The sequence below is a fragment of the Ancylobacter terrae genome (assembly GCF_045108345.1).
Classification (GTDB): domain Bacteria; phylum Pseudomonadota; class Alphaproteobacteria; order Rhizobiales; family Xanthobacteraceae; genus Ancylobacter.
In genome coordinates, this window is the sequence record NZ_JBJGXH010000001.1 from 2,324,576 (window position 1) to 2,349,733 (window position 25,158).

General features: G+C 66.2%; 23 protein-coding genes and 1 riboswitch. Of the genes, 11 read left to right on the plus strand and 12 right to left on the minus strand.

The annotated features are described in order from the left end of the window. The first annotated feature begins 18 nt into the window (after nucleotides 1–18). On the plus strand, nucleotides 19–210 hold the full coding sequence (locus ACEUEL_RS11185; protein WP_405704861.1) for a DUF1289 domain-containing protein: 192 nt from the start codon (nucleotides 19–21) through the stop codon (nucleotides 208–210). After that, nucleotides 207–932 carry a TIGR02281 family clan AA aspartic protease gene (locus ACEUEL_RS11190; protein ID WP_405704863.1) on the plus strand — a complete coding sequence of 242 codons (726 nt, stop codon included), beginning with the start codon at nucleotides 207–209 and terminating at the stop codon, nucleotides 930–932. Before ACEUEL_RS11185 ends, ACEUEL_RS11190 begins: the two co-directional genes overlap by 4 nt. Nucleotides 933–936: 4 nt before the next feature. Here ACEUEL_RS11190 and ACEUEL_RS11195 read toward each other — a convergent pair whose 3' ends face one another. The 3 genes from ACEUEL_RS11195 to ACEUEL_RS11205 all read right to left on the minus strand — a co-directional run bounded on the left by ACEUEL_RS11195 (nucleotide 937) and on the right by ACEUEL_RS11205 (nucleotide 3,372). Continuing rightward, a complete protein-coding gene (locus ACEUEL_RS11195; protein WP_405704866.1) occupies nucleotides 937–1,770 on the minus strand; it encodes a sulfite exporter TauE/SafE family protein in 834 nt (277 codons plus the stop codon). 89 nt (nucleotides 1,771–1,859) lie between these two features. Beyond that, nucleotides 1,860–2,858, minus strand: coding sequence for a tRNA dihydrouridine(20/20a) synthase DusA (gene dusA / locus ACEUEL_RS11200; protein WP_405704869.1), 999 nt, complete (start codon nucleotides 2,856–2,858; stop codon nucleotides 1,860–1,862). Nucleotides 2,859–3,000: 142 nt separating this feature from the next. Continuing rightward, nucleotides 3,001–3,372, minus strand: a complete 372-nt coding sequence (locus ACEUEL_RS11205) for a hypothetical protein (RefSeq protein WP_405704871.1) — start codon at nucleotides 3,370–3,372, stop codon at nucleotides 3,001–3,003. A 110-nt stretch (nucleotides 3,373–3,482) separates the two neighbouring features. On the opposite strand from ACEUEL_RS11205, the gene ACEUEL_RS11210 reads away from it, so the two are divergent. Together ACEUEL_RS11210 and ACEUEL_RS11215 are read left to right on the plus strand one after the other, a co-directional pair. Further along, nucleotides 3,483–4,025 (plus strand): hypothetical protein, encoded by a 543-nt coding sequence (locus tag ACEUEL_RS11210; RefSeq protein ID WP_405704874.1) that lies wholly within the window; start codon nucleotides 3,483–3,485, stop codon nucleotides 4,023–4,025. Nucleotides 4,026–4,030: 5 nt separating this feature from the next. Next, nucleotides 4,031–4,264, plus strand: a complete 234-nt coding sequence (locus ACEUEL_RS11215; RefSeq protein ID WP_405704876.1) for a helix-turn-helix domain-containing protein — start codon at nucleotides 4,031–4,033, stop codon at nucleotides 4,262–4,264. Nucleotides 4,265–4,458: 194 nt separating this feature from the next. Here the strand turns inward: ACEUEL_RS11215 and ACEUEL_RS11220 are convergent, their stop codons facing one another. The 9 genes from ACEUEL_RS11220 to ACEUEL_RS11260 all read right to left on the minus strand — a co-directional run bounded on the left by ACEUEL_RS11220 (nucleotide 4,459) and on the right by ACEUEL_RS11260 (nucleotide 14,335). Continuing rightward, a complete protein-coding gene (locus tag ACEUEL_RS11220; protein ID WP_405704878.1) occupies nucleotides 4,459–6,090 on the minus strand; it encodes a Na/Pi cotransporter family protein in 1,632 nt (543 codons plus the stop codon). Nucleotides 6,091–6,142: 52 nt separating this feature from the next. Continuing rightward, entirely contained in the window at nucleotides 6,143–6,811 is a 669-nt protein-coding gene (locus tag ACEUEL_RS11225) for an HAD family hydrolase (RefSeq protein ID WP_405704881.1), read from the minus strand. Between the two features lie 15 nt (nucleotides 6,812–6,826). After that, complete coding sequence (locus tag ACEUEL_RS11230) at nucleotides 6,827–7,666, minus strand: phosphodiesterase (RefSeq protein ID WP_405704883.1); 840 nt, start codon at nucleotides 7,664–7,666, stop codon at nucleotides 6,827–6,829. A gap of 70 nt (nucleotides 7,667–7,736) precedes the next feature. Then, nucleotides 7,737–9,017 (minus strand): ABC transporter substrate-binding protein, encoded by a 1,281-nt coding sequence (locus ACEUEL_RS11235; RefSeq protein ID WP_405704886.1) that lies wholly within the window; start codon nucleotides 9,015–9,017, stop codon nucleotides 7,737–7,739. An 89-nt stretch (nucleotides 9,018–9,106) separates the two neighbouring features. Beyond that, entirely contained in the window at nucleotides 9,107–9,949 is an 843-nt protein-coding gene (locus ACEUEL_RS11240) for a carbohydrate ABC transporter permease (protein ID WP_405704888.1), read from the minus strand. Further along, nucleotides 9,946–10,863, minus strand: a complete 918-nt coding sequence (locus ACEUEL_RS11245; protein WP_405704891.1) for a carbohydrate ABC transporter permease — start codon at nucleotides 10,861–10,863, stop codon at nucleotides 9,946–9,948. Before ACEUEL_RS11245 ends, ACEUEL_RS11240 begins: the two co-directional genes overlap by 4 nt. Beyond that, nucleotides 10,863–12,068, minus strand: a complete 1,206-nt coding sequence (locus ACEUEL_RS11250; protein ID WP_405704894.1) for an ABC transporter ATP-binding protein — start codon at nucleotides 12,066–12,068, stop codon at nucleotides 10,863–10,865. The genes ACEUEL_RS11245 and ACEUEL_RS11250 overlap by 1 nt, the downstream gene beginning before the upstream one ends. A 174-nt stretch (nucleotides 12,069–12,242) precedes the next feature. Beyond that, nucleotides 12,243–13,085 carry a MurR/RpiR family transcriptional regulator gene (locus ACEUEL_RS11255; RefSeq protein WP_405704897.1) on the minus strand — a complete coding sequence of 281 codons (843 nt, stop codon included), beginning with the start codon at nucleotides 13,083–13,085 and terminating at the stop codon, nucleotides 12,243–12,245. A 53-nt stretch (nucleotides 13,086–13,138) separates the two neighbouring features. After that, nucleotides 13,139–14,335 carry an ROK family transcriptional regulator gene (locus ACEUEL_RS11260; protein ID WP_405704899.1) on the minus strand — a complete coding sequence of 399 codons (1,197 nt, stop codon included), beginning with the start codon at nucleotides 14,333–14,335 and terminating at the stop codon, nucleotides 13,139–13,141. A 112-nt stretch (nucleotides 14,336–14,447) separates the two neighbouring features. On the opposite strand from ACEUEL_RS11260, the gene ACEUEL_RS11265 reads away from it, so the two are divergent. The 7 genes from ACEUEL_RS11265 to ACEUEL_RS11295 all read left to right on the plus strand — a co-directional run bounded on the left by ACEUEL_RS11265 (nucleotide 14,448) and on the right by ACEUEL_RS11295 (nucleotide 25,140). After that, complete coding sequence (locus tag ACEUEL_RS11265; protein ID WP_405704902.1) at nucleotides 14,448–15,722, plus strand: extracellular solute-binding protein; 1,275 nt, start codon at nucleotides 14,448–14,450, stop codon at nucleotides 15,720–15,722. A gap of 8 nt (nucleotides 15,723–15,730) precedes the next feature. Then, entirely contained in the window at nucleotides 15,731–16,636 is a 906-nt protein-coding gene (locus tag ACEUEL_RS11270) for a carbohydrate ABC transporter permease (protein ID WP_405704904.1), read from the plus strand. After that, nucleotides 16,633–17,481: a carbohydrate ABC transporter permease gene (locus tag ACEUEL_RS11275; RefSeq protein ID WP_405704906.1), complete on the plus strand. Its 849-nt coding sequence runs from the start codon at nucleotides 16,633–16,635 to the stop codon at nucleotides 17,479–17,481. The genes ACEUEL_RS11270 and ACEUEL_RS11275 overlap by 4 nt, the downstream gene beginning before the upstream one ends. Before the next feature lie 8 nt (nucleotides 17,482–17,489). After that, a complete protein-coding gene (locus ACEUEL_RS11280) occupies nucleotides 17,490–18,581 on the plus strand; it encodes an ABC transporter ATP-binding protein (RefSeq protein WP_405704909.1) in 1,092 nt (363 codons plus the stop codon). Between the two features lie 303 nt (nucleotides 18,582–18,884). Further along, nucleotides 18,885–20,270 (plus strand): aminotransferase, encoded by a 1,386-nt coding sequence (locus ACEUEL_RS11285; protein ID WP_405704912.1) that lies wholly within the window; start codon nucleotides 18,885–18,887, stop codon nucleotides 20,268–20,270. Between the two features lie 442 nt (nucleotides 20,271–20,712). Next, a riboswitch (cobalamin riboswitch) is annotated at nucleotides 20,713–20,925 on the plus strand. Nucleotides 20,926–21,034: 109 nt separating this feature from the next. Further along, complete coding sequence (locus tag ACEUEL_RS11290) at nucleotides 21,035–23,911, plus strand: ribonucleoside-diphosphate reductase subunit alpha (protein ID WP_405704915.1); 2,877 nt, start codon at nucleotides 21,035–21,037, stop codon at nucleotides 23,909–23,911. A gap of 107 nt (nucleotides 23,912–24,018) precedes the next feature. Further along, entirely contained in the window at nucleotides 24,019–25,140 is a 1,122-nt protein-coding gene (locus ACEUEL_RS11295; RefSeq protein WP_405704917.1) for a ribonucleotide-diphosphate reductase subunit beta, read from the plus strand. Nucleotides 25,141–25,158 lie beyond the last annotated feature (18 nt).

A 25,158-nucleotide genomic window follows, 5' to 3' on the forward strand; every position in this document is an offset into this window, starting at 1 on the left:
GCCCACAAGCCGACGGACATGACCGCGCCCGCATCCACACCCTGCATCCGCGTCTGCACGCTCGACGCTTCCGGGCGCCTCTGCCTCGGCTGCGGACGCACCATCGAGGAGATCGGCGCGTGGCGCGCACTCGACGAACCCACCCGTCAGTCGATCATGGCGCGGCTGCACCCGCGCCTCGCCGCGCTCGCGGACAAGCCGACCTCATGAATCCCGATCGCATCCTGTGGATCGTGATCGTCGGCCTTGCGGCGGGCCTGGGCATTCTCGTGCTCAGGACCGAGCATGGCGAGGTCGCCGGCATCGCGCTCGATGACTTCGCGCATCTGGTCAAGTATGGGGCTCTCGCTCTCGTGATCGCCGCGGGCGGGTTCGCCGCCTTCAGCGGTCGGATCGGCGAGGCCTTGCGAGCTCTGGCGCTCTGGGCGGTCATCTTCGCCGTCATCGGCGTCGGCTACACTTACCGGTTCGAACTTCACGCGGTGGCCTATCGCGTGCTCGCCGAACTCGCGCCCGGCTACGCGGTGCCGCTCGCCCACGGCACCGGGCCGGCGGTCGAGGTGGCCCGGGCAAGCGATGGTGACTTCAACATCCGCGTCGAGGTCAACGACACGCGCATCCCGATGCTGGTGGATACGGGCGCGTCGAGCGTGGTGCTGACCCCGGAAGCGGCGCGGGCCGCAGGCTTGCCGGTCGATTTCCTGAAGTACGACATCGCCATCGACACGGCGAACGGGCGCGGACGTGCGGCCTCCGTCATTCTCGACCGCATCGCCATCGCCGGCATTCAGGAGCGGCGCGTTCCCGCCCTCGTCGCCAGCCCCGGTACGTTGCGGCAGAGCCTGCTCGGCATGACCTTCCTGTCGCGGCTGGAAAGCTTCGAAATCCGCGGCGAGAAACTGGTGATGCGCGCCAAGCCGATCCCCGATTAATCGCTCACGCCCACAGCGCCAGGGCGAAGCGAGCGCCCACCGACAGCAGGAACAGGCCGAACAGCACCTCAAGCTGCCGCTTCGAGAACGCGTGGGCCAGCCGCGCACCCAGCGGCGCGATCAGGGTGGAGATGGTGCCCACGAGAACCGCGCTCGGCAGCGAGACATAGCCGAGCGACAGCGGCGGAAGAGCCGCCAGATGCGGCAGGCCGCCAAGGATGTACCCAATGGTCCCGGGGATGGCGATGAGCACGCCGAGCCCTACCGAGGTCGCGATCGCCTGATGGATCGGCACCCGGTAGAGGGTCAGGATAACCGTCGCGATGCCGCCGCCGGAGATGCCGATCAACGGCGAGGCCAACCCGATGCCGAAGCCGTAGGCGTTCATCGCCGCGCGACCCGGCAGCGTCTCGCCCAGATTCCAGTGCTCCCGCGCGAATAGCAGCCGGCTCGACATCAACGCCGCGAAGACGACAAAGGCGATCTTCAGCACCCGGTCCGGCGATATGGCGGCCAACGCGCCGCCGGCGATCACCCCCACCACGACCGGAACCGCCCACAGACGCAGCGCGTCGGTACGGATCGCGCTGCGGGCGCGGTGGGCCATGAACGAGCGCAACGCGGTCGGCACGATGATCGCGAGTGAGGTGCCGACGGCGAGATGCATGCGCTCGGTGTCGGCCACGCCGAAGGCGCCGAACACCTCGTACAGCACCGGGACGATCACCGCCCCGCCACCGACCCCGAACAGTCCGGCGAGAATGCCGGTCGCAACGCCTGCTCCGACCAGGGCCGCAGCAAGCCAGACGAGTTGATCCACGGGAATGAGCGCAATCATCGCGACGCCTTACTAGAGCTGTTTGGGGCGCAATTGAAGAGCGCCACGCGACTGCCTCCCGGTAATCCTCGGGTCGTCACCCGGAAAGCTCAGGCGACCATCGGTTCGCGTGCCGGACGGCGCACCTCGGCGACGGCGTTCCTCAGAATCTCGAGGCCCGCCCCCGTCGCGACGCCCTCCGTTGCCAGCCGACGCCGGAAAGCGCGGGCGCCGGGAAGGCCGGTGAAGAGCCCGAGCATATGACGGGTAAGATCGTGCAAACGACCTCCGGCAGCGAGGTGTGCCGCCACATACGGCTCGAAAGCCTCGACCGCCGCGAATGCGTCCGGATGGGGCGCGGGCACGCCGTGCAGGCGGGGATCGACCTCCAGCAGCAGCTCCGGTGTCTGGTAAGCGGCACGCCCAACCATCACCGAATCGACGTTTTCCAGATGCCTCTCGACCTCATGGAGGCTCCGCACGCCGCCATTGATGGCGATCGGCACATGCGGCAAACGCGCCTTCAGGCGATAGACCCGGTGGTAATCGAGCGGTGGAATTTCCCGGTTTTCCTTCGGCGAGAGCCCTTCGAGCCATGCCTTGCGGGCATGGACGACGAGGGCATCGGCACCGACCGCGAGCACCGCGTCAACCAGCGCGTCGAGCGCGGTCTCGATATCTTGCTCGTCGACGCCGAGCCGGCATTTGACCGTGACGGGCAGCCTCACCTCCGCCTTCATGGCCGCGACGCAGTGCGCGACCAATGCCGGATCGCGCATGAGACAGGCGCCGAAATTGCCCCCCTGCACGCGATCGGAGGGGCAGCCGACATTGAGGTTGATCTCGCCATATCCCCAGTCCGCGCAGATGCGGGCCGCCTTGGCGAGCGCCTCCGGCTCGGATCCGCCGAGTTGCACGGCGACCGGCTGCTCAGCCTGCGAAAAGCCCAGCAGGCGCTCCCGATCTCCGAAGATGACGGCATTGGCCGTGACCATCTCGGTGTACAGCAGCGCGCGGGCGGTGAGCATGCGGTGGAACGCCCGGCAATGCCGGTCGGTCCAGTCCATCATAGGGGCAACGGAAAATGCAAACGATTGATTATTTGGCATTATTTTGTAACTTCAAGTAGTTGGGTCTCGTCGTGTGCATTCTTTCGACATGCCCCTGCGGCCTCCAGCCTGGCGACCCTTCTGAATCAGCTCCAAGCCGATTTTGAAATCCCAAACCGATTCAGTCAGGCCAAAACGTGCTCTAGAGGCAGCCCGCACGGCTTAGCATATCCTCGACGAGAATGGGGGTAGCCGCCGTTTTGTCCCACGTCCCCTTGTCCGTGCGAGAAAGCGCGGCGAGAGCCGCTGTGCTGGAAATACCAAGTGGCCTCGCACAGGTGATGCTGGCTGAGGAACGCCGCCCGGCCTCGGCCACCAGCAGGCCGGTGGCCTCCCCGACGCCCGCGAGATAGGCCATCGCTGCGTTTCGGGCGGCATTATCGTTTGGCGAGCGCTGGATCAGGTCGACGACCTGGGCGACGGAGATCGCTCCCGTGGGAGTTGAGGGGGTAGCCTGAGCCGGCAAGGCGAGGCCAAGCGAGAGCGCAAGCAGCGCGGAGCGTATGGCGTACATGGCAAACTCCGTTATCGTAAAACAACAATTTCACTTATCCAGCGGCCAATAATTATTGTCAAACAATAATTATTGGCTCATAGCTCAAGCCCGATCGAAGGGAGAGCACCATGCTGAACCGAAGTGCCGGCGCCTGCGTCCGTGAGGTGGGGTCGGCGGCTGCCCTGAGGCTGTCGCCGCGGGCACGTCTCGCGTTCAGCACATTGGGCGTGGTGGCGGCGGGACTGGCGGCGCTGTTGCCAGCACTGGCTATCGGCTATTGGCTGCTCAGTTCCCAGCCCGTGGCCCACGGCACCGGCATGCAGATGGTCGCGATCGCCACAGCGCTTCTGCATCTCCTGCCCATGAGTTGGGGCCTGTTGCGGCTCCGCGTCTGTCTCGCGCAGTTCGCGACAGGGCACCCCTTCGCTGCCGAGGGTATTGCCGGGCTGCGCGATTTTGCTCTCGGCACCGGGCTGAGCGCTTTGGCAAAGCCATTCGCGGGTATGCTGTTCATGCTGGCGTCGAGCTGGAATGGCGGCCCCAAGCAGATCGCCATCGAGATCAGTTCCGACGTGATGATCCTTGCGCTGTTTGCAGGCGTGGTCGCGTCGTTGGCCTGGGCCATGGAAAAAGCCGCCGTGCTCGCCGAAGAAAACAGTCAGTTCGTCTGATCACCATGCCCATCAAAGTGAGTCTTGCGGCGATGCTGGCGCGGCGAAACGTCAAGTCCAAGGAACTTGCCGAATATATCGGTATAACCGAGGCGAACCTCAGCCTGCTCAAGCAGGGAAAGGTCAAAGGCATACGATTCGACACGTTGGAGGCAATCTGCCGTTACCTTGACTGCCAGCCGGGGGATATTCTCACATATGAACCCGGCAGCGAAACGACCACAGCGCCGACCGTGTAGGTGGAGCTTGGCCGCCCGGCCGCGGCAGGAAGGCCCGCCCGTCCCGTGCCTGCCGCGGCACTGCGTCGATCGACGCTTCGCCCGCGCACCGGAGCACCAGCGCATTCAGGGAAGAAGGCTTGGGCATGTCTCTGCCCTCAACCGAAGATGATCGGCCTGCGAGAATGAGGGGTCGGATCTCCCCGCATTAGCTTCTAGGCAGAGTGTTTCACCATCCGGCTCTCGCGCAGAGCGCCCTGCTGCTCGAGGATGGGATAGGCCACCGAGGCGATGTGGGCGTTGATCCGTTTGAGATCGCGGAGAATGTCGAGATGCAGCGCGCTGGTGGCGACGCTCTCCATCCGCCCGTCGCGCAGCCGCTCATAATGGCTCTGAGCCGAGTGTTGTTCGAACCGCCGGACGTCGACTTTCAGTTCGACAAGCTGGCGGGCGAGGTCGGGATCGCGCGCGAGGAACAGGCTCTGGGCGAGACGCAGGTTCGCAAGGGTGCGCTCGTAGAACGCATCGATTTCGGCCCGTCCCTCGACGGAGAAGCTGAGATGATGGCGGATCTTCTTCGATACGATCTGCCGCAGGTTGCGGTCGATGATGTCGCCGATATGCTCGAGATTGACCGCATAATCGGCGATCTCGCTCGAGCGGGCCGCATCGGCCTCGCTAAGTTCGGCGCGCGACAGGCGCGCGAGATAGAGCTTCACCGCCTCGTTGAGCCGGTCGACCTCGTCGTCGAGCGTGGCAGCTGCGGCGCAGAGCCTTGTGTCGTCGCGGCGCAACGCCTCCAGATTTCCCTCCAGCATGGTGGCAACGCGATCGCCGATGCGCAGCGTCTCGCGCGCGGCATTGGCGAGGGCGATCGCCGGGGTGTCGATACCGGCGGGATCGAGATGGCGCGGACCGTCCGGTGCGGCTAGCACATCCGGCACCAGCCGCCGCATCGCAGTCGCCATCGGGTCCAGCAACGGCAGCCCGATGATCGCCAGAGCGAGGTTGAACAGGATGTGTGCGTCGATAACGAAGAGGCCGGCATCACCCACATGCGGGGCGAGCAACGCCGCCAGCGGTCCGGCGACGGGGAGCACCAGCGCGCAGCCGGCGATGCGGATCAGGAGATTGCCGAGCGTCACCCGCCGCCCCGCCGGCATGCCCTTGAGGCTGGCGAGCACCGGGGGTACGGCGCCGCCGAGATTGGCGCCAAGCACCAAAGCAAGCGACAGCGATGGCGCGAGGCCGCCGCCTCCGGCGAGCGCCATTGCCAGCAGCACCACGGCAAGGCTCGAGGACGCCGCGCAGGCCAGCACCGCCGCGACGAGAACGGCCAGCACCGGCACCGCACCGAGCGCCGCCATCAGCGCGGCGAGCACCGGCGCGTGGCGCATCGGCTCCGTGGCCTGGCCGAGCAGATGCAGTGCGAGTAACATCAATCCCACGCCCAGCACGGCGCGGGCGCCCGAGCGCCAGGCGCGCGTGGTCGTCAGAGTGAAGGTGGCGACGCCGGCGGCGATCAGCAGCGGCGCCAGCATCTCCAGGCCGGACGAGAGCAGGCGGGCGACGAGGCTGGTGCCGAGATTGGCGCCCAGCATCACCGCCTGCGCCATCGCGCCGCTCATATAGCCGCTGCCGGCGAAGGCCGCTGTCATCAGGGCGGTAGCGGTGCTGCTCTGCAGCGCGAGTGTGGCCACCAGCCCGACACCACAGGCGAGGAAACGGTTGCGCGTGCCGGCCCCGATCCAGCGCCGCAGACGCGCGCCGAACGCCCGCTCGACACCGGTCTTCACCATGCGCAGGCCCCACAGCAGCAGCGCGACAGCGCCCATCAGGTCGAGCATGGGGGACCTCCTGTTTCACAACACGGCGGCGCGGGCCAAAGATGCGGGCCGATCAGCTCGCCAGCCTCTCCAGCGCGGCGGGCACGTCCGTCCAGCGCTCGACCGTCGTGGACGCGCCATGCTCGCGCAGGCGCTCGGCGTGGTTCGGCCCGCAATGCGCCCCGCCGGTGAAGCCGATGACCTCCATCCCCGCCGCGCGCGCCGCCGTCACGCCGGCCACGCTGTCCTCGATGACGCAGCAGCGCTCCGCCGGCGTCTCAAGCGCGTTGGCGGCGTAGAGGAACAGATCGGGAGCCGGTTTGCCGCGCTCGACCATAACCGAGCTGAAGATGTGCGGCGCGAACTGACCCTTGAGCCCGGTGACGGTGAGCGCGAGATCGAGCTTGGCGGGCGCGCTGCTCGACGCGACGCATTTCGACAGCGGCAGCGACGCCAGAATAGCTCCCACGTCCGGCAAGGGCTGCAGTTCCGTGCGCAGCAGCTCCTTGACGCGTGAAGCCACGGCCTCGGCAAAGTCCTCGCCCAGGGAGCGGCCGGTTTCCCGTTCCACCGTCGCCATGAAGTCCGCCTGCGAGACGCCGGCGAACCGCCTGAGCACGGTTTCCAGCGTGTAGTCGGCAAAGCCGCGACGGGCGAGTTCTTCCGCGTCGACACGGCAGGCCAGCACTTCGCTGTCGACCAGCACACCATCGCAATCGCAGATGAAGAGGGAAAAAGGCATCGATGTACTCATGACTTAGACGTTTCTGAAGATGTCGAGGGTGCCGGGGCCCCCGTCGAGATCGGCGACCTCGCGCGCAACCGGCGTTTCGTCGGGCTGGACCTGCATGTGATGGAGGATGATCGTCTCGCCCTGGAACAGGATCAGTTCGTAGGAGGGCGGACGGTCGACATAGTCCGCCGCCATGCCGCTGAAGGGCGGCAGCAGCGGATGGCAGGTGCCGCGCGCCGCCGAAAAGGAGCGGCCCCGCCGACGCCCGAACACCGGGACATGGACGTGGCCGACGGCGAGATGGACAACCTGCGGGTGCCGGTCCAGCAGCGCTTCCAGTTCCGCTCCCTCGGCAAGGAGCATGTAGCGGAAATACTCCATGCCGAGATCGAAGGGCGGATGATGCAGTGCGAGCAGGGTCGGCTTGGTCGGCTCGGCTTTGAGCGTCGCCTCCAGCCAGGCGAGGCGGCGCGCGCACAGGTGCCCGGCGCTGGGAAATGCCTCGTCGAGCGTGTCGAGAAAGACCAGCCGCTGATCGCCGAGGTCGATGGCGCCCTGCACGAAGCCGGCGCCGTCGTCCTCAGCCTGCGGAAAGACGCGGCGGAAGGGCGCGCGGCTGTCGTGATTGCCCAGCATCAGGCAGAGCGGCACCGGGAAATCCGCCAGAAGCGCGCGCAGCCGCAGATAGGACGCCTCGTCGCCGCGATCGGTGAGATCACCGGTGACGAGGCACAGGTCGGCGTCGGCATGCTCGCGCCGCACCGCATCGAGAACCGTCCGGAGCCGCGCTTCAGGATCGAAACCCACGACGCGCTCGCCCTCCGGGCAGAGATGAAGATCGGAGAGCTGGATGATCTTGCTCATGGGGGGCGCTCCTGCATCCGAAGGGGCACGCGAGGGTTCAAGCTCGCGCGCCGTTGTCGTCCGGAGAACGTCAGTTCTTGGCAAGCGCCAGACGGCTGGTCAGCTCGACCAGGGAGGCGAGGCCCTCGTCCGGCGTGACCTGGCCGCGCATGATCTTGGAGAGCACGACCTTCTGCTCGTCCCAGATGCGCGGGCCGGAGCCGCCGGGATAGCCGAACCACGGCTTGGCGATCGGCCACTGCTTGAGGCTGGTCGTCCAGTCCGGGTTCTCCTTGTAGAAATTGCCGAGATACTCCGGATCGGTGGTCCGCAGGTTGGTGGGCATGTAGCCCGAGCCCAGCACCACGATCTTCTGCCCTTCCGGCCCCGTGACGAACTTGAGGAATTCCCACGCGGCGCGCTGCTTGGCGGCGTCCTTGGTCAGAACGACCGCTGCGCTGCCGCCGGTCGGCAGTCCGCCCTCGCCCTTGGTGGCTTTGGGATAGGGCGCCGTGCCCAACTGGAACTTGCCGCCGATGGTCTGGCCCATGACGCGGACTTCGGCGGTCGAGCCGATGAAGATGCCCAGCTTGCCAGAGGCGAATTGCTGGATCGCCTGATCCTCGTCGAGGAAGGGCATGCCGGTCTCGGTCACGAAACGGCGGAGCAGCGCCACGGCGCTCTTGCCGCTATCGTCGCCGAACGTCACCTTGGTGCTGTCGGCATTCATCATGTGGCCGCCGGCGTTGAGGATGAGCGCCTGCCACAGCCAGTCGTCGCCCCACTCATTCGCGGCATAGGACATGCCGTCCGCCTTGCCGGCGGCGGAGATTTTCTTCGCCGTCGCGACAATGCCGTCCCAGCTGCCCAGGTCGCCGGCCGAGGCGCCGACGGAGTCGAGCAGATCCTTGTTGTAATAGACGATGGCGGTAGAGGCGGTGAAGGGCAGCGCCCATTGCTTGCCCTGAACCTGGCCGAGCCGCAGCGTCTGCTCGGAATAGTTCGCCTTTACCCACTCGGGGCTTTCCTTGCCGAGGAAATCGGCGACCGGGACAATCTCGCCGCGCGGCTCCAGCGTGCGAACCAGCTCGTTCAGGTAGCTGTAGCCGGAGTACCAGACATCCGGCAGGTTGCCGGTCACGGCACCGCGCAGGATGCGCTGCTGGCCATCGGTGTAGCTCGCCGCCGGCGCGAGATAATTGATCCGGATATCCGGATGCGTCTTCATGAAGGCTTCCGCCAGCGGATCGTGGAAGCGCTTATGCGAGGGCCACGCATATTGTACGTTGAGCGTGACCGGCTCGGCAAACGCCGGGCTCGCCACCGCGGCGGCGAGGCAGCCGGCCGCGAGGAACTGTATCCATTTGGACATGGGGTATCGCCTCCTGAGCAGAAGATGAAGATGAACGCGGTAAAGCTGGGTCAGGGGGCAGCCGCCTCGGCGGGAGGCGGATGTCTAGGTCATTTGAGGCCCGTCATGGTCAGCCCCTTGATGAACTGACGCTGGGCGATGAGGAAGATGACCATCACCGGGGTCACGGTGACGATCGCTCCCGCCATCAGGGCACCGTAGTCGGTGCCAAGGTCACCATCGCGGAAGTACAGCATACCGAGCGGCGGCGTTGCCATGTCCTGCGACGAGACGACGATCAGCGGCCAGTAGAGATCGTTCCAGTGCGCCGTTATCGAAAACACCGCGAAAGCTGCGATGACAGGGCGCGCGCTCGGCACGATGAGCTTGAGCAGGATCTGGATCTCGCTGAAGCCATCGAGCCGGGCCGCCTGGATGATCTCGTCCGGGAACGCCTTGAACTGCTGCCGAAGCATGAAGATCGCAAAGGGCGAGAAGAGGAAGGGAAAGATCAGGGCGAAATAGCTGTCCAGCGCTCCGGCATAGGCAAGGGCGATGTAGATCGGCAGCATCGGCACCTGAATGGGCACGCACAGCGCCGCCACGACCAGCCCGAACAGCAGGTTACGACCCGCGAACGGAAATTTCGCCAGTGCATAGGCGGCGGGTATCGACACAGCGAGCTGAAGGAACAGCAGCACTGTCACCACGATGGCGCCGTTGAACAGGAAGCGCGCCATCGGCACCGTGGTGAAGGCGCGGTGGAAGTTCTCCACCACGATGCCGAAGCCCTGCGGCAAGCCGAACGGATCGCTGAAGATCTCCGCCGGCGAGCGCATCACGGTCAGCAGCATCCAGGCGAAGGGCAGCAGCATGATCGCGGCAAGCACCATGAGCACTGCATTCGTGCCGGCCGTGCGCAGCATATCGGTCGAAGCGTTTGGTGCGCTCATGAGTAATGCACCTTCTTCTCCGCGACGAAGATCTGGAACATCGACAACGCCGCGATGAATGCCAGGAACAGGATCGAGAGAGCCGAGGCGTACCCCATATTGGTGTACTGGTAGGCCTCGAGATAGATCTTGTAGAGCAGCGTTTCGGTCGAACCGGCAGGCCCGCCCTGCGTCAGCGCCGCGACCCCGTCGAAGGCCTGGAAGGCGGTGATCGTGGTGGTGACGACCACGAAGAGCGTCGTCGGCCCCAGCATCGGGAAGGTGATGCGAATGAAGCGGTCCCAGCCCGCCTCCATCCCGTCGAGCGCGGCCGCGTCGTAGATGTCGGACGATACGGAGGAGAGGCCGGCGAGGAACAGGATCGTGGTCTGACCCACGAGCTGCCAGGCGCCGATGACCGCCAGCGTGGGCAGGGCCGTTGCCGGATCGGTGAGAAAGTCGATCCGGCCCACGCCAATCCACACCAGCCAGTCGTTGATCGGCCCGATCCGACCGTGCAGCAGGAACTGCCACACCAGCGCCATGGCGACGAAGGTGCTGGTGGCGGGCAGGAAGAACAGCACCTCGTAAGTATGCCGCAGCCTCTGACGCTCCTGGATCAGCAGGGCGAGGAACAGGCCGAGCAGCACCGCGAGCGGCACCACGATCGCGACATAGACGAGCGTGTGGCCGATTGCCCCCAGCGCGCGGGCATCGCTGGCGATCTGCTGATAGTTGCCGAGACCGATGAAGGAGACGCGGATCGCGCCGAGGCTGTAGTCGGTGAAACTCAGCCCAAACACCACGAAGATCGGCGCAACCATGAGCATGGAAAGAAAAAGGATGGCCGGCCCGGCCAGCAGCAGCCCATGGACGGCGTCCCGGTTCACCGCCGGCCGTCGCCGGACAAGCGGGAGGACAGAGGTGGCGCTCATCACGACGCCTCCGCACGACGCGGCACCGACGCCACCTCGCGGTCGCCCGCAATGTGGATCAGGCGCGCACCGCTCTCGTCGAACAGCTTGAGGGCGGCGGGATCGAACCCGATCGCCACGCGGGCATCCGCCGGCATTGCGAAGCCCGCGAGCTGCGGGCCGGACAGGCGGACGATGACCCGTGGTCCGTCATCCACGCGCGCATGGACCAGCGTCTCATGCCCGATCGGCTCCAGGCGCTCGACCGTCGCCATCCACGACGGAGCGCTGCCGCCTCCCTTTCCGGCGCTACGCACCGTCATGTCCTCCGGCCGCACGGCGATCTGAACCGGGCGGTCCGCCAGCTCCGTCGTGGTGACGGGAAGATCGCGCCCGAGACACCGGACGCGACGCCCCGATGTTTCGCCCGGCAGGATGTTGATCGCCGGCGTGCCGAGGAACCTGGCCACGGCGATGTGGCGCGGATCATGGAAAATCTCTGCCGGTGTGCCGATCTGCAGCGCCCGGCCGTCCATCATCAGCACGATGCGGTCGGCCATGGTCATGGCCTCGGTCTGGTCGTGCGTGACGTAGATGGTGGTGATGCCGAGCCGGCGCTGGAGTTCGACGATCTCGCCGCGCATCTCCGTCCGCAGCGCGGCGTCGAGGCTGGACAGCGGCTCGTCCATCAGGAACAGCCGCGGTTCGCGGATCAGCGCGCGGCCGATGGCGACGCGCTGCTTCTGCCCGCCGGAAAGCTGGCCGGGCTTGCGCGCCAGAAGATGAGAGATGCGCAGCTGCGCGGCAACGCGCTCCACGGCGCTGGAAATCTCGCCGCGACGTGCGCGGCCGCGCGGCAGGAGGGCGCCCAGCAGGGGCTGGCGCTGCGCCCAGGACATCTGTCGCATCACCAGAGGCGCGGCGATGTTCTCATGCACGCTCATATGCGGATAGAGCGCGAAGCTCTGGAACACCATCGCGATGTCGCGACGGCTCGGCATGACGCCGATGAGACTGGCACCATCCTCGGTCTCAACGGTGCCTTCGGTCGGCTCCTCGAAACCCGCGAGAATGCGCAGAAGCGTGGACTTCCCGCAGCCCGAAGGACCCAGCAGGCAGAGAAATTCTCCCGGTATCACATCGAGGTCGAGCCCCCGAAGTACGGTCGTATCGCCGAAATGCTTGCCGAGGCCCCTTATCTTCAGGCCACGCGATGATGTCCCCATTGGCACGGTCGCCCTCTGTTTATGGTGCCGTTCAGTTGCCTGCGCCATCGCGGTACGGAGCAAAACTCCACGCCTGCGCAAGATCCAGCCCGAGTGGGCGCGACGTCCTCATGAGCGGGACGTTAATGGAGCATTACTTCATTTTTATGACGCTATCAATGGAGAAAAACTCCATCAAGCGTCATTGTCGGATCCGCGCGGCGACGCGAGCGCGGCTAGCGCCTCCGCGATATAGACGGCCCGCGGCACGGCGTTGATGTAGCCGCCATAGGCCGGGATGTTCAGCTTCGCCATGGGCAGCACCACATCGGCGTGCCGCGCCAGGGCGCTTTTCGGGTGGCACGTGACCGCGACGCAATAAGCCCCCGCCGCCCGCGCCGTGCGCAGGAAATCAACGGTGTTGAGGGTCACGCCGGATTCGGAAATGGCGATCGCCGCGGAATCGGGGCCGAGACCGTTCGCCACTTCATGGGCGAGGGTGACATCGCGAAAGGCATGCGCGTTCAGGCGGGAGCGCAAAAGCCGGTAGGAGAACAGCTCGGCGATGATGCCGGAGACGCCCGAACCGTAAATGTCGATGCGATGAAGCGGGCGCAGCCGGTCGGCGACCTGCTGCACGAGCGCGAGATCGAGCCCTTCCGCCGTGCGCGTCACCGAACGGGAAAGTTCGCCCGCGAGCGTGAGCAGCTGGTGCTCGTCCTTGGGCACCGACTCCGTCCCGACCGTGTCCCGCACGGCCAGTTCGCCGGCCAGCGCCAGCTTGAAATCGGAGAAGCCGTCGAAGCCCGACATCTGGCACAGCCGAATGATGCTGGCCTCGCCGGCCCGGCACAGCCGGCTGAGCTCCTTCAGCGAAAAGCGGACGACCTTTTCAGGGTTCTCGACGATGTAGAGCGCCGTGCGCGCCAGAACATTCGGCAGGCTCGGCATGCTGGCTTCGAGATACGCGAGGGGGCCGGAATATCCGGTGCTCGGCAGGGCGTTGCTGGTCGTCGGGGAACGGCTGTCGTGTGGCATGTTGGTGTTTTACTCCATGCCGCCAGCTCTGCCATCCTCCATTTTCCGGCGGATCAGCCCTCGCTTTCCACCTCGTTCCTCGCGTCGTCCCCGCTCCGGTAATGCGGGTTGAGGAGGGTGAGGATCGGCAGGGTCGCGGCCCCGCGCGCCACGGCGTCCGCACCGAGATCGGGGCGCATGAGGCGCGGCAAGGCACGATCACGGTGCAGGGCGATCGATTCATGAAGCGGCTCGACCATGCGGATGAGGGCGTCGATCAGCCAGGCCGGCGCATTGCCGCCGATCATGATGGTTTCGGGATCGAACAGGTTTTCCAGCGTGTTGATGCCATCGTGCAACGGAACGACGGCCTGCTCGATCCATTCCGCTACGAGAGGATGATCGGCCGCGACGGGATCGTCCAGATCTGGCGCCTGCGTCAGGCCGGCCTCCCGCGACGCCAGGAACCGCCGCAGCGCCTCGACACTGACATAGGTCTCCAGGCACCCTTTCTTGCCGCACACGCATGTATGTCCGCCGGGCACCGCGATGGTGTGTCCGAGTTCGCCGGCATTCCCCCGGGCGCCAGCCAGCACCGCGCCGTTGATCATGATGCCGGTGCCGAGCCCATCGCCGATATAGAGATAGACGAAATCGCGCAGCTGGCGCGCGGCGACACCAAAACGGGCTTCGGCGGTGACGGCGCATTGGCCGTCATTGGCAAGTGCCACGGGATGGGTCGTCGCCTCCGCCAGCGCACGCCGCAGGGCGAGACCATCCCACCCCGGCAGGCGCGGCGGGCTCATGCGGGGCACGTCGAACGGGCCGGGCGTCGCAAGGCCAATGCCCAGAAACCGCCCTCCCCCGCCATGGGCAAGAAGCCGGGGGACCATCGCGGCGAGCGTCTGCGCCACCGTCGTGACATCGACGCTGCCGAGCGGATGGGCTTCGCGATAGAGCACGGCGCCGCCGAGATTCATCACCACCGCGTTGGCCATCCCGAAATCGACGTGAAAGCCGAGGGTGAAAGCACCATCCGCACGAACCGCGATCGGCTTCGGCGGCTTGCCGACCCGCCGCTCACCCGATTTCTCCTCCTGCACGAAGCCGAGGGAGAGCAGTTCCTCGACCAGATCGGAGGTCGCCTGCTTCGACAAACCGGTGATTTCCGAAATGACGATGCGGGGAATGGGGCCGCGAATACGAATGGCCTCCAGAACCACCCAGAGGTTGAGCGACTTCGACTTCACGGCATTCGTCGCGGACAGCATATGGCACCACGTAAATTAATAAGTCAGTTTGACGGAATAATTATTGACAGCGCAAGCCACCCCTCGCAGTCTGGTGGCAAGGCGTAAGTCAAAAGCCAGAAGGGGTCCATCAATGTCTGTCCTGCTTTCGCGTCGCGACATGTTGCTGGCCGCCTGCGCGGCCGGCGCTGTGGCCAGCCTGCCTGTCGACATCGCCCGCGCGGCCGACGCGCTGAGCGTCTTCGGGCCCCTGCCGCCCGACCCTGCGCCGCCGGGCGCGGCGAAGTTCGCCGAGGCCGCCTTCGAGGCCTGGAAGAAGGCGCACAACGCCAGCGTGAGCTATGATCTTCTGGCATGGCCGCAGCTGCATGACCGCATGGCCACTGCCTTCGCCTCGGGCTCGGCGCCGTGGAACGTGGTCTATATGTGCGGCTGGGTGCCGGAATTTGTCAGCTTCCTCGCGCCGTTCGCCGACGATCTGCCGAAGACGCTGGTGGACGACCTGCCGGCCTCCAGTTTCGAGACCGTAACCTGGCAGGGCAAGCGCTACGGCGCGGTGTTCACGCTGTCGCTGCTCACCCTGTTCTACAACAAGGAGCACCTCGCCGAAATCGGCTTCAACGCAGCGCCCAAGAACTGGGACGAGTTCAAGCGCGCGGCGAAGGAGCTGACGCGCGCCGGCCGCTACGGCTTCGTCGCAAATTACGGCGACCCTGCCGGCATCGGCGGCACCGCCAGCTACTGGATGGCGTTCCTCCAGCAGGCGGGCGGGAAGATGTATGGCGAGGACGGCCTGCCGGTCTTCAAGGGCGATGCCGGCGTCGCGGCCCTGCAGATGATGATGGACCTGATGCCGGGCACCGATCCCGGCTCCATTTCCTATGCCGGCATCAATGACGCCACCAACGTCCTGATGGCGGGACGGGCCTCGATGATGATGAACTGGCCCTTCATGTGGAACGCGGCGCAGGACCCCGCGCAGTCGCAGATCGTCGGCAAGCTCGGCAGCGCGATCCTGCCCGCCGGGCCCGCCGGCAGCGCCTCGATCGACGGCACCGACGCCTGGACCGTCACGAAGGCCAGCGCCAACCCGGTTCTCGCCCGCCAGCTCGTCGAATTCTACCTTGATGCCGACGTCCAGAAGCGGCAGGCGCTCGATACGGGCTGGCTGCCGATCCGGCTGTCGGTGCTCGCCGACCCCGAAGTACAGCAGAAGCTGCCCAACGCCGCCGTGGTACTGGAGCAGGCCAAGCACCCCTATAACAGCTTCGTCACGCCGGACTTCAACCAGGTGACGCAGGCGCTGGGCACGGAAGTCCAGAAGGCGCTGCAGGGCCAGAAGACGGCGGCGCAGGCCATCGCCGATGCCTCCGATCTCGTCACCGCCATCGTGAAGCGTCGCGGCTGATTGCCCCGATGCCGTCCCCTGCCACCTATGAACAGCGCCGGCGGTCCGCCGGCCTGATCTTTGTCGCGCCGGCCATCGTCATGCTGCTGGCGATCCTCGGCTACCCCATCGTGGACTCGCTGCTCCTGGCCTTCCAGAAGGTGCAGCTTGCCGCCGGCGGCATCGACCGGCAGTTCGCAGGATGGGCCAATTTCCAGCGGCTCGCCGCCGACGAGACGTTCCGACGCGCCCTCGTGAACACGCTCTATTTCGCGGCGGCGGAGGTGGTGCTGGTGGTGCTGATCGCCTTCGCCATCGCGCTGCTGCTCAACCATCCGTTCGGGCGAAGCGGCCTGTTCCGCGTCCTGCTGGTGGTGCCCTGGGCGATCGCGCCGGTGGCCAATGCCGTGCTGTGGAAGTGGATCCTCAACGCCAATTACGGCGTGCTGAACGGCCTGCTGCAGTCGCTCGGCATCATCGACCACTATCAGGTGTGGCTCGGCACCCCGCGTTCCGCGCTCAATTTCCTGCTGCTGGTCGATGTGTGGAAGTCGGTGCCGTTTGTCGCGCTGCTGCTTCTGGCGGGGCTCCAGCGCGTGCCGTCGGTGCTGTACAAGGCGGCCTACATGGATGGCGCCAACCGCCTGCAGGCGTTCGTCCACGTCACGCTGCCCTCCATGCGGGCCGCCATCGCCGTTGCGGTGGTGCTGCAGACCATCTGGTCGCTGCGCGTGTTCGATCTCGTCTTCGTGCTCACCCGGGGCGGACCGGCCGATGCCACGGTGCTGCTGAACTTCCTGGCCTACCGCGTGACCTTCAACTTCCTCGACATCGGCTATGGCGCGGCGATCGCCAACGTCATCTTCGCGATGACCGTCCTGCTGGCGATCCTCTACATCCGGCTGGTGCGGCCGGCGGGGGAGGCCGCGCGATGAGCTATGCGCGCCATCGCCGCGGCGGCCCCGGCCTGCGGCTGCTCACCTGCGCCGGCCTCGTGCTCTTCGTGGTCTGGTCGGCGGCGCCGATCCTGTGGCTGGCGCTGTCGAGCATGCTGGAACAGCGGGCGCTAATCGCCCGGCCGCCCGACCTGTCGCCGCAGAATCTCACCATCGGCAACTTCGTCACGGTGTTCGGCTCGGCGGCGGCGCTGGGACGCGGCATGCTGAACTCGCTCATCGTCGCGCTGTTCGCCACCTGCGCCTCCCTCGCGCTCGGCGCGCCGGCCGCCTATGCGCTGGCCCGGCTTTCCGTGCCGCGCGCCAGCACCGTCGCCTTCCTTGTACTGGCGACGCAGATGCTGCCGAGCATCGCCATCGCCATTCCGCTGTTCCTGGTCATCAGCCGGCTCGGCCTGATCGACAATCTGTTCTCGCTCGGCGTCGTCTACCTCTCGTTCAACCTGCCGATCGTGATCTGGATCCTGCGCAATTTCTTTCTCGGCATCCCCGACGGACTGGAAAAGGCGGCGGCGATCGACGGCGCGGGCGTGATCGGGACGTTCTGGCACATCGTGCTGCCGATTTCGCTGCCCCCGCTCGGCGCGGCCGCCGTCTTCGCCTTTGTCGAGGCGTGGAACGAGTTCTTCTTCGCGCTGATCCTGACGCGCCAGTCGGCGCAGACCGTGCCGCTGGTGATCGCCGCCTTCGCCGGCCAGTACCAGACCGTGTTCGGCCAGATGATGGCCGCCGCGCTGATCAGCGTCGTGCCGGTGATCCTGCTCGCCGTGATCTTCCGCAACTGGATCGTGCGCGGCTTCGCCGACGGAATGATGAAAGGATGACCCCGGCCATGCACTCGTCACCCGCCTCGGTGCCGCCGGCCATCGAGTTGCGCGCCGTCGCGAAGAGCTTCGGCAGCGTGCAGGTCTGCCGCGATGTCGACCTTGCCATCGCGGCCGGTGAGTTCGTCACGCTTCTCGGCCCCTCCGGCTGCGGCAAGACGACGACGCTCAACATGGTCGCCGGGCTCGAGGACTGCACCAGCGGCGACATCCTGCTGGCCGGCCGGCGGGTGAACGAGCTCTCGCCGGTGGAACGCGACGTCGCCATGGTGTTCCAGAACTATGCGCTCTATCCGCATATGACGGTGGCGCAGAACATCGGCTTCACCCTGCGCATGCGCGGCACGCCACGTGCCGAGATCGACCGCCGGGTGAAGGCCGTCACCACCGCGCTCGAACTGTCGCATGTGCTGGAGCGCTTGCCCGCCCAGCTTTCGGGCGGGCAGCAGCAGCGGGTGGCGATCGGGCGCGCCATCGTGCGCGAGCCGCGCATCTTCCTGTTCGACGAGCCCTTTTCCAATCTCGACGCCGCGCTGCGCGTGAAGATGCGGGCGGAGGTGAAGCAGTTGCATCGCCGCCTGGGCGTCACCTCGCTGTTCGTCACGCATGACCAGGAAGAGGCCATGTCGATCTCCGACCGGATCGCCGTGATGAATCGCGGCCGGGTCGAACAGTTCGGCACGCCGGAGGAGATCTATGCCCGCCCCGCCACGCGCTATGTCGCCTCCTTCATCGGCAACCCGCAGATCGAGCTGCTCGCCGGCGTGGTCGAGGCCCATGCGGGCGGCCCGGCGGTGCGGCTTGGCAGCCAGGTGCTGGGGCTGCCTCCCGCCCTCGCCGTTTCCGCGGGACAGGCGGTGGAAGTCGGCGTGCGGCCCGAGCATGTGCGCCTCGGCAGCGGAACGTTCGCCGGCACGGTCCGGCTCGTCCAGCCGGTGGGGCCATCAAGCCACATCGTCATCGACTGGGACGGTGGCTCCCTGATCGCGGCGCAGCCCGGATTCTGCCGGCTCCAGCCAGGCGAAGCCGTCCGTGCGGAGATTCCCGCGAGCGATGTCATGGTTTTCGATCAGGCAAGCGGGGCGCGTCTCACGCCATGATCCTGCGGCCACATCTAATAAGTCCGTTTGACGGAATAATTATTGACACCGCCGTAACCTCGCGGCATTCTGGAGAAAATGGCGATCGGCTCCGCTCCGGGGAGCGACGGTAGCCGTATCGGCCGGCCGGTTGAACGACGCGACCTCTCCTTAGCCATCCTGCCCTTGTCCGGCGTCGCCGAGCGAAATCGCCCCGCGACGCAGGATGAAATCGGACTTCTTCACGAAAGGCGTGGCCCCGAGCTGCTGCGGATTGCGCGCGCGGCAGCGGACCATTCGCCATCAACACACGACAGGTGAGCCATGAACCAGCCCGTGATGACGAACTCGCTCGAGGGGCGCGACATCGCCTTCCACCTGCACTCGCAGACCAATCCGCGGCAGATGGAGGAACACGGGCCGATCGTGGTCACGCGCGGCGAGGGCATCCGCATCTACGACGCCGACGGCAAACCCTATATCGACGCGATGGCCGGGCTCTGGTGCGCTTCGCTGGGCTTCGCCAATGAGCGCCTCGCCGCCGCGGCAAGCCGGCAATATGCCGAGCTCGGTTTCTACCACACCTTCTTCCAGCGCACCCTGCCGGGGGCGACGGAGCTAGCCGAGAAGCTGGTCGACCTCACCGGCATGACCGGCGGCAAGGCTTATTTCGCCACCTCCGGCTCGGAGGCGAACGAGACCATGGTGAAGCTCGCCTGGGTCTACCACACGGTGCGGGGCAAGCCGACCAAGCGCAAGGTGATCGCGCGCGACCGGGCCTTCCACGGCTCCACCATCGCGGCGGCCTCCATGTGCGGCCTCGGCTTCATGCATCGTGAGTTCGGCCTGCCGCTGCCGGGCTTCCTGCACACGCTGTGCCCCGACGCCTATCGCGGCATGCTGGAGGGCGAGGACGAGGCGGCCTTCGTCGAGCGGCTGGCGCGCGAGCTGGAGGCCCTCATCCTGCGCGAGGGACCCGATTCCATCGCCGCCTTCATTGCCGAACCGATCAATGCCGGCGGCGGCATCATCCTGCCGCCCGCCGGCTATTTCCCGCGGATCCAGCAGATCCTGAAGAAGTACGACATCCTCTTTCTCGACGACGAGATCGTCTGCGGCTTCGGACGGACGGGCGAATGGTTCGGCAAGGACACGGTCGGCGCGAGCCCGGACATGATGGCGCTCGCCAAGGGCCTGTCCTCCGCCTATTTCCCCATCTCCGCCGTGGTCCTGGCGCCGGACATCTATGAGGCGGTGAAGGAGTTCAACAAGGCCGGCGGCAATTTCGGCCATGGCTTCACCAATTCAGGCCATCCCGTGGGCGTGGCGGTCGCGCTCGAAGCCCTCGCCATTTATGAGGAAATGAACGTCGTGGAGCATGTGAGGGCGATGGGCGCGCGCCTTCGCGGCCATTTCGAGCGGATCGGCCGCGCCTCGCCCATCGTCGGGCAGGTGCGTGGCGCGGGTCTCATGCTGGGCATAGAGCTGGTGGCCGACAAGGCGAGCCGCACCCCCTTCGATCCGCACCTGCAGGTCGGCATGGCGTTCGACCGCATCGCCTATGGCAATGGCCTCGTCGCGCGCTGCATGGGCGACGTGCTGGGCTTCTCCCCGCCGCTCATTGTCACCGAGAACGATGTCGATGAGATCGCCGAGCGCTGCGAGACGAGCCTGCATCAGCTTGAGCGGCAGCTGGGCCGCTCATCCTGAGCCCGGCAGCTTCCACGCTGGACGGCGACGTCGAGAAGCCATGTCGCGCCGGCGGCGGTGAAAGCGCGACGCGTGTGATGCGCATCCCCTGCCCCCGGCCCTTTGTCAGTCGAGGCTTGATCGCAAAGTGAGCGAAGACGAGCTGAAGCTTATACCAAAAAGATCAACCTAAAGCCGCCGCGCCTCTTCCTGTTGGAGGCAGTGGGAGGCCGAGGCCTTCTACAACAGCGCACGCCACCCCATGGGCTTCATCGAGCCGGACAAGGCCGGCGCCACTGCCGCGAGTATCGGCAATGTCTTAAACCTTGGCAGTGGCTTTTAGGATGCGAACTCCACATTGGGAGGGAGCCTCCCGATACCATGATCTGGCCCATTCGCCACACGGACGAGGACAAGGCGCCTCCGCCTCAATCCAGATCTTGACGACCGCCCAGGCATGGACCCTAAATATAGTGGTCACGGTCTCTCGAATCGCAAGATGAGAGAGCTAAGAGGGAAGCTGGTGAGCCGTGTATGGCAATGCCGGCGCTGCCCCCGCAACTGTAAGCGGCGAGCCTGTCGTCCATTCCGCGTCACTGGAACGAGAGTTCCGGGAAGGCCGGGCGAGAGGTGGTGACCCGCGAGCCAGGAGACCTGCCCTGACAGAATAATCGTCCCTGGGCGGGGTGTCCCGGTGGTGCGTTCGCGCGTCCGCCGGTGCTATGCCGTCGGTGGCGCCGATGCGTCGCTCGGCCTTTGCCCCCAATGCTGATTGGGGTTTGCCGATGTCTCTCCTTCACGATACCGCGCCGGTCGTCGAACCGCCTTTTCTTCCCGCCTCGGTCGGGGCGGGCCCGGCCAGCACGCCGGGCTACCAGCTCATCCGCCGCAATGGCGCGGTGACGCCCTTTGACCCCGCGAAGATCGCGATCGCGCTCACCAAGGCCTTTCTCGCCGTCGAGGGTTCGTCCGCCGCGGCCTCGCGCCGCGTGCACGACATCGTCGCGGACCTCACCGCGCAGATCGTCTCCGGTCTCACCCGCCGCGCCGATGCGGGCCGGACCTTCCACATCGAGGACGTGCAGGACCAGGTGGAACTCGCCCTGATGCGCGGCGAACACCACAAGGTCGCCCGCGCCTATGTGCTCTACCGGGAAGAGCGTGCCCGCGAACGCGCGGCGACCCGAGCCGGCGCGGCGACGGCGCCGGCCACCACCGCGCTGCGCCTGCGACTGGCGAGTGGCACGCTGCTGCCGCTCGACGAGGCGCGGCTCGCCGCCGTCATCGGCGAGGCCACCGCCGGCCTCGCCGAGGTCTCGAGCGACGCCATTCTCGCCGAGACACGCCGCAATCTCTATGACGGCATCAGCGAGGACGAGCTCGCGCTCGCCCCCATCCTCGCCGCCCGCACGCTGATCGAGCGCGAGCCGAACTACGCCAAGGTGTCCGCCCGGCTGCTGCTCGACAAATTACGCCGCGAGGCGCTGAGCTTCCTCGCCGGCACGCCGGATCAGGCGACGCAGTCCGAAATGGCCGAGCGTTACGGCGAGTATTTCCGCGCTTACATCACGCGCGGCATCGCCGAGGAGCTCGTCGACCCCGAACTCGCCCGTTTCGATCTCGCCCGGCTCGCCAGCGCCCTGCTGCCCGAGCGCGACCTGCAATTCGACTATCTCGGCCTGCAGACGCTGTATGACCGCTATTTCCTGCACGCGCGCGGCACCCGCTTCGAGCTGCCGCAGGCCTTCTTCATGCGCGTCGCCATGGGTCTCGCCCTGCGCGAGGTCGACCGCGAGGGCCGCGCCATCGAGTTCTACCGGCTGCTGTCGTCCTTCGACTTCATGGCCTCGACGCCGACCCTGTTCAATTCCGGCACGCCGCGCGCGCAGCTCGCCTCCTGCTTCCTGACCACCGTGTCCGACGATCTCGACAACATCTTCAAGTCGATCAAGGACAACGCGCTGCTCTCCAAATATGCCGGCGGCCTCGGCAATGACTGGACGCGGGTGCGTGGCCTCGGCGCCCACATCAAGGGCACCAACGGCGAGAGCCAGGGCGTGGTGCCGTTCCTGAAAGTCGCCAACGACACGGCCATCGCGGTCAACCAGGGCGGCAAGCGCAAGGGCGCGGTCTGCGCCTATCTGGAAACCTGGCACATCGACATCGAAGAGTTCCTCGACCTGCGCAAGAACACCGGCGACGACCGCCGGCGCACCCACGACATGAACACCTGCAACTGGGTGCCGGACCTGTTTATGCAGCGTGTGGAGGCCGACGGGCACTGGACACTGTTCTCGCCCGACGAGACGCCGGACCTGCATGATCTCTCCGGGCCGGCGTTCAGGGTCGCCTACGAGGCCTATGAGGCGAAGGCCGGGCGCGGCGAGATGAAGGTCTTCAAGCAGCTCCGCGCCGTCGATCTGTGGCGGCGCATGCTGACCATGCTGTTCGAGACCGGCCACCCCTGGGTGACGTTCAAGGACCCGTGCAATCTGCGCTCGCCGCAGCGCCATGCCGGCGTGGTGCACTCGTCGAACCTGTGCACCGAGATCACGCTGAACACGAGCGCCGATGAGGTCGCGGTCTGCAACCTCGGCTCGGTCAACCTGCTCGCCCATATCACGCCGGACGGGCTCGACCCGGAGCACCTGTCGCGCACCGTCGCGACGGCGATGCGCATGCTCGACAACGTCATCGACATCAATTTCTACACCATCCCGGAAGCGCGCCGCTCGAACCTGCGCCACCGCCCCATCGGCCTCGGCGTCATGGGCTTTCAGGATGCGCTGCACGCGCTGCGCATTCCCTATGGCTCGGACGCCGCCATCCGTTTTGCCGATGAGAGCATGGAGGCGGTGAGCTTCCACGCCATCTCGGCCTCCTGTGATCTCGCCGCCGAGCGCGGGCGCTATTCCAGCTATAACGGCTCGCTGTGGTCGAAGGGCATCCTGCCGATCGACAGCATCGAGTTGCTGGCCGAGGCGCGCGGCACGCTCGACCTCGACCGCTCATCCACGCTCGACTGGGAAGGACTGCGCGCGCGGGTGGTGACGACCGGCATGCGCCATTCCAACACCATGGCCATCGCCCCGACCGCGACCATCTCCAACATTTGCGGCGTGTCGCAGTCGATCGAGCCGGCCTACCAGAACCTCTTCGTCAAATCGAACATGTCCGGTGACTTCACGGTGGTGAACGCGTTCCTCGTCCGCGACCTGAAAAGCCGCGGCCTGTGGGACGAGGTGATGGTGTCCGACCTCAAATATTACGACGGCAGCGTCGGCCAGATCGACCGCATCCCGGACGACCTCAAGGCGCTCTACGCCACCGCCTTCGAGATCGATGCCGCGTGGCTGATCGAGGCGGCGGCCCGCCGGCAGAAATGGATCGACCAGTCGCAGTCGCTCAATTTCTACGTCGCCAACCCTTCGGGCCGCAAGCTCGACGCGACCTATCGGCTCGCCTGGAAGCGCGGGCTGAAGACGACCTATTACCTGCGCTCGCGCTCGGCCACCCATGTCGAGAAATCGACGCTGAAGGGCACGGACGGCAAGCTGAACGCCGTCTCCGCTACGGTCGCGGCAGCACCCGCCACCGTGCCGGACATGGTCCTCGGCAAGGCGTGCTCGATCAACGATCCCGACTGCGAAGCCTGCCAGTAACCACCGTCATGCCCGGCCTCGGGCCGGGCATCCACGCCTTCCCCGCACAACGAACGTCGTGGATGGCCGGGCCGGACCCGGCCGTGACGCCCTCTCAAGGAACCTCCATGCTCGACTGGTCCGATACAAAACCCGCACCCGCGCCCATTCCTTCGGTCCCTGCCCCGCTGGCGGGCGATGCCACCGGCCTCGGCGCCATCGAACGCGGCGCCGCCCGCGTTACAGTGGACGAGAAGCGCATGATCAATGCGCGCGCCGACGTGAACCAGCTTCTGCCGCTCAAATATAAATGGGCGTGGGAGAAGTACCTCTCCGGCTGCAACAATCACTGGATGCCGACCGAGGTCTCCATGCAGGCCGATATCGCGCTGTGGAAGTCGAAAGACGGCCTCACCGAGGATGAGCGCCGCATGCTGAAGCGCAATCTCGGCTTCTTCGCCGCCTCGGAATCGCTGGTGGCGAACAACATCGTGCTCGCCATCTACCGTCACCTCACCAACCCGGAGTGCCGGCAGTATCTGCTGCGGCAGGCCTTCGAGGAGGCGGTGCACACCCACACCTTCCAGTACATCGTGGAAAGTCTCGGCCTCGACGAGGGCGAATTGTTCAACATGTACCGCGAGGTGCCCTCGATCACCGACAAGGCCGCCTGGGCGCTCAAGCACACGCAGAGCCTCGACGATCCCGCCTTCCAGACCGGCACGCCCGAGGCCGACCAGCAGTTCCTGCGCGATCTCGTGGCGTTCTACGTCGTGTTCGAGGGCATGTGGTTCTACACCGGCTTCGCGCAGATCCTCTCGCTCGGCCGGCGCAACAAGATGGTCGGCATCGCCGAGCAGTACCAGTACATCCTGCGCGACGAGAGCATCCATCTGAACTTCGGCATCGATGTCATCAACCAGATCCGGCACGAAAACCCGCACCTCTGGACGCCCGCCTTCCAGGACGAGGTCCGCGGCATGCTGAAGGACGCCGCGGAACTCGAAGCCGCCTATGGAAGGGACACCATGCCGCGCGGCTTCCTCGGCCTGAACGCGGCGTTGTGCGAGCAGTACATGCACTTCATCGCCAACCGCCGCTGCGCCCAGCTCGGCCTCGCGCCCGTCTTCGCGGAAGCCGAGAACCCGTTCCCGTGGATGAGCGAGGCGATGGACCTCAAGAAGGAGAAGAACTTCTTCGAGACCCGCGTGATCGAATACCAGAATGGCGGCGCGCTGGCGTGGGATTGAGGGAGTGGCTCAGCGACG

Coding starts and splice junctions, on each gene's coding strand:
- ACEUEL_RS11185 (WP_405704861.1), top strand. CDS start 19: ATGACCGCGCCCGCATCCACACCCTGCATCCGCGTCTGCACGCTCGAC.
- ACEUEL_RS11190 (WP_405704863.1), top strand. CDS start 207: ATGAATCCCGATCGCATCCTGTGGATCGTGATCGTCGGCCTTGCGGCG.
- ACEUEL_RS11195 (WP_405704866.1), bottom strand. CDS start 1,770: ATGATTGCGCTCATTCCCGTGGATCAACTCGTCTGGCTTGCTGCGGCC.
- dusA (WP_405704869.1), bottom strand. CDS start 2,858: ATGCCAAATAATCAATCGTTTGCATTTTCCGTTGCCCCTATGATGGAC.
- ACEUEL_RS11205 (WP_405704871.1), bottom strand. CDS start 3,372: ATGTACGCCATACGCTCCGCGCTGCTTGCGCTCTCGCTTGGCCTCGCC.
- ACEUEL_RS11210 (WP_405704874.1), top strand. CDS start 3,483: ATGCTGAACCGAAGTGCCGGCGCCTGCGTCCGTGAGGTGGGGTCGGCG.
- ACEUEL_RS11215 (WP_405704876.1), top strand. CDS start 4,031: ATGCCCATCAAAGTGAGTCTTGCGGCGATGCTGGCGCGGCGAAACGTC.
- ACEUEL_RS11220 (WP_405704878.1), bottom strand. CDS start 6,090: ATGCTCGACCTGATGGGCGCTGTCGCGCTGCTGCTGTGGGGCCTGCGC.
- ACEUEL_RS11225 (WP_405704881.1), bottom strand. CDS start 6,811: ATGCCTTTTTCCCTCTTCATCTGCGATTGCGATGGTGTGCTGGTCGAC.
- ACEUEL_RS11230 (WP_405704883.1), bottom strand. CDS start 7,666: ATGAGCAAGATCATCCAGCTCTCCGATCTTCATCTCTGCCCGGAGGGC.
- ACEUEL_RS11235 (WP_405704886.1), bottom strand. CDS start 9,017: ATGTCCAAATGGATACAGTTCCTCGCGGCCGGCTGCCTCGCCGCCGCG.
- ACEUEL_RS11240 (WP_405704888.1), bottom strand. CDS start 9,949: ATGAGCGCACCAAACGCTTCGACCGATATGCTGCGCACGGCCGGCACG.
- ACEUEL_RS11245 (WP_405704891.1), bottom strand. CDS start 10,863: ATGAGCGCCACCTCTGTCCTCCCGCTTGTCCGGCGACGGCCGGCGGTG.
- ACEUEL_RS11250 (WP_405704894.1), bottom strand. CDS start 12,068: ATGGGGACATCATCGCGTGGCCTGAAGATAAGGGGCCTCGGCAAGCAT.
- ACEUEL_RS11255 (WP_405704897.1), bottom strand. CDS start 13,085: ATGCCACACGACAGCCGTTCCCCGACGACCAGCAACGCCCTGCCGAGC.
- ACEUEL_RS11260 (WP_405704899.1), bottom strand. CDS start 14,335: ATGCTGTCCGCGACGAATGCCGTGAAGTCGAAGTCGCTCAACCTCTGG.
- ACEUEL_RS11265 (WP_405704902.1), top strand. CDS start 14,448: ATGTCTGTCCTGCTTTCGCGTCGCGACATGTTGCTGGCCGCCTGCGCG.
- ACEUEL_RS11270 (WP_405704904.1), top strand. CDS start 15,731: ATGCCGTCCCCTGCCACCTATGAACAGCGCCGGCGGTCCGCCGGCCTG.
- ACEUEL_RS11275 (WP_405704906.1), top strand. CDS start 16,633: ATGAGCTATGCGCGCCATCGCCGCGGCGGCCCCGGCCTGCGGCTGCTC.
- ACEUEL_RS11280 (WP_405704909.1), top strand. CDS start 17,490: ATGCACTCGTCACCCGCCTCGGTGCCGCCGGCCATCGAGTTGCGCGCC.
- ACEUEL_RS11285 (WP_405704912.1), top strand. CDS start 18,885: ATGAACCAGCCCGTGATGACGAACTCGCTCGAGGGGCGCGACATCGCC.
- ACEUEL_RS11290 (WP_405704915.1), top strand. CDS start 21,035: ATGTCTCTCCTTCACGATACCGCGCCGGTCGTCGAACCGCCTTTTCTT.
- ACEUEL_RS11295 (WP_405704917.1), top strand. CDS start 24,019: ATGCTCGACTGGTCCGATACAAAACCCGCACCCGCGCCCATTCCTTCG.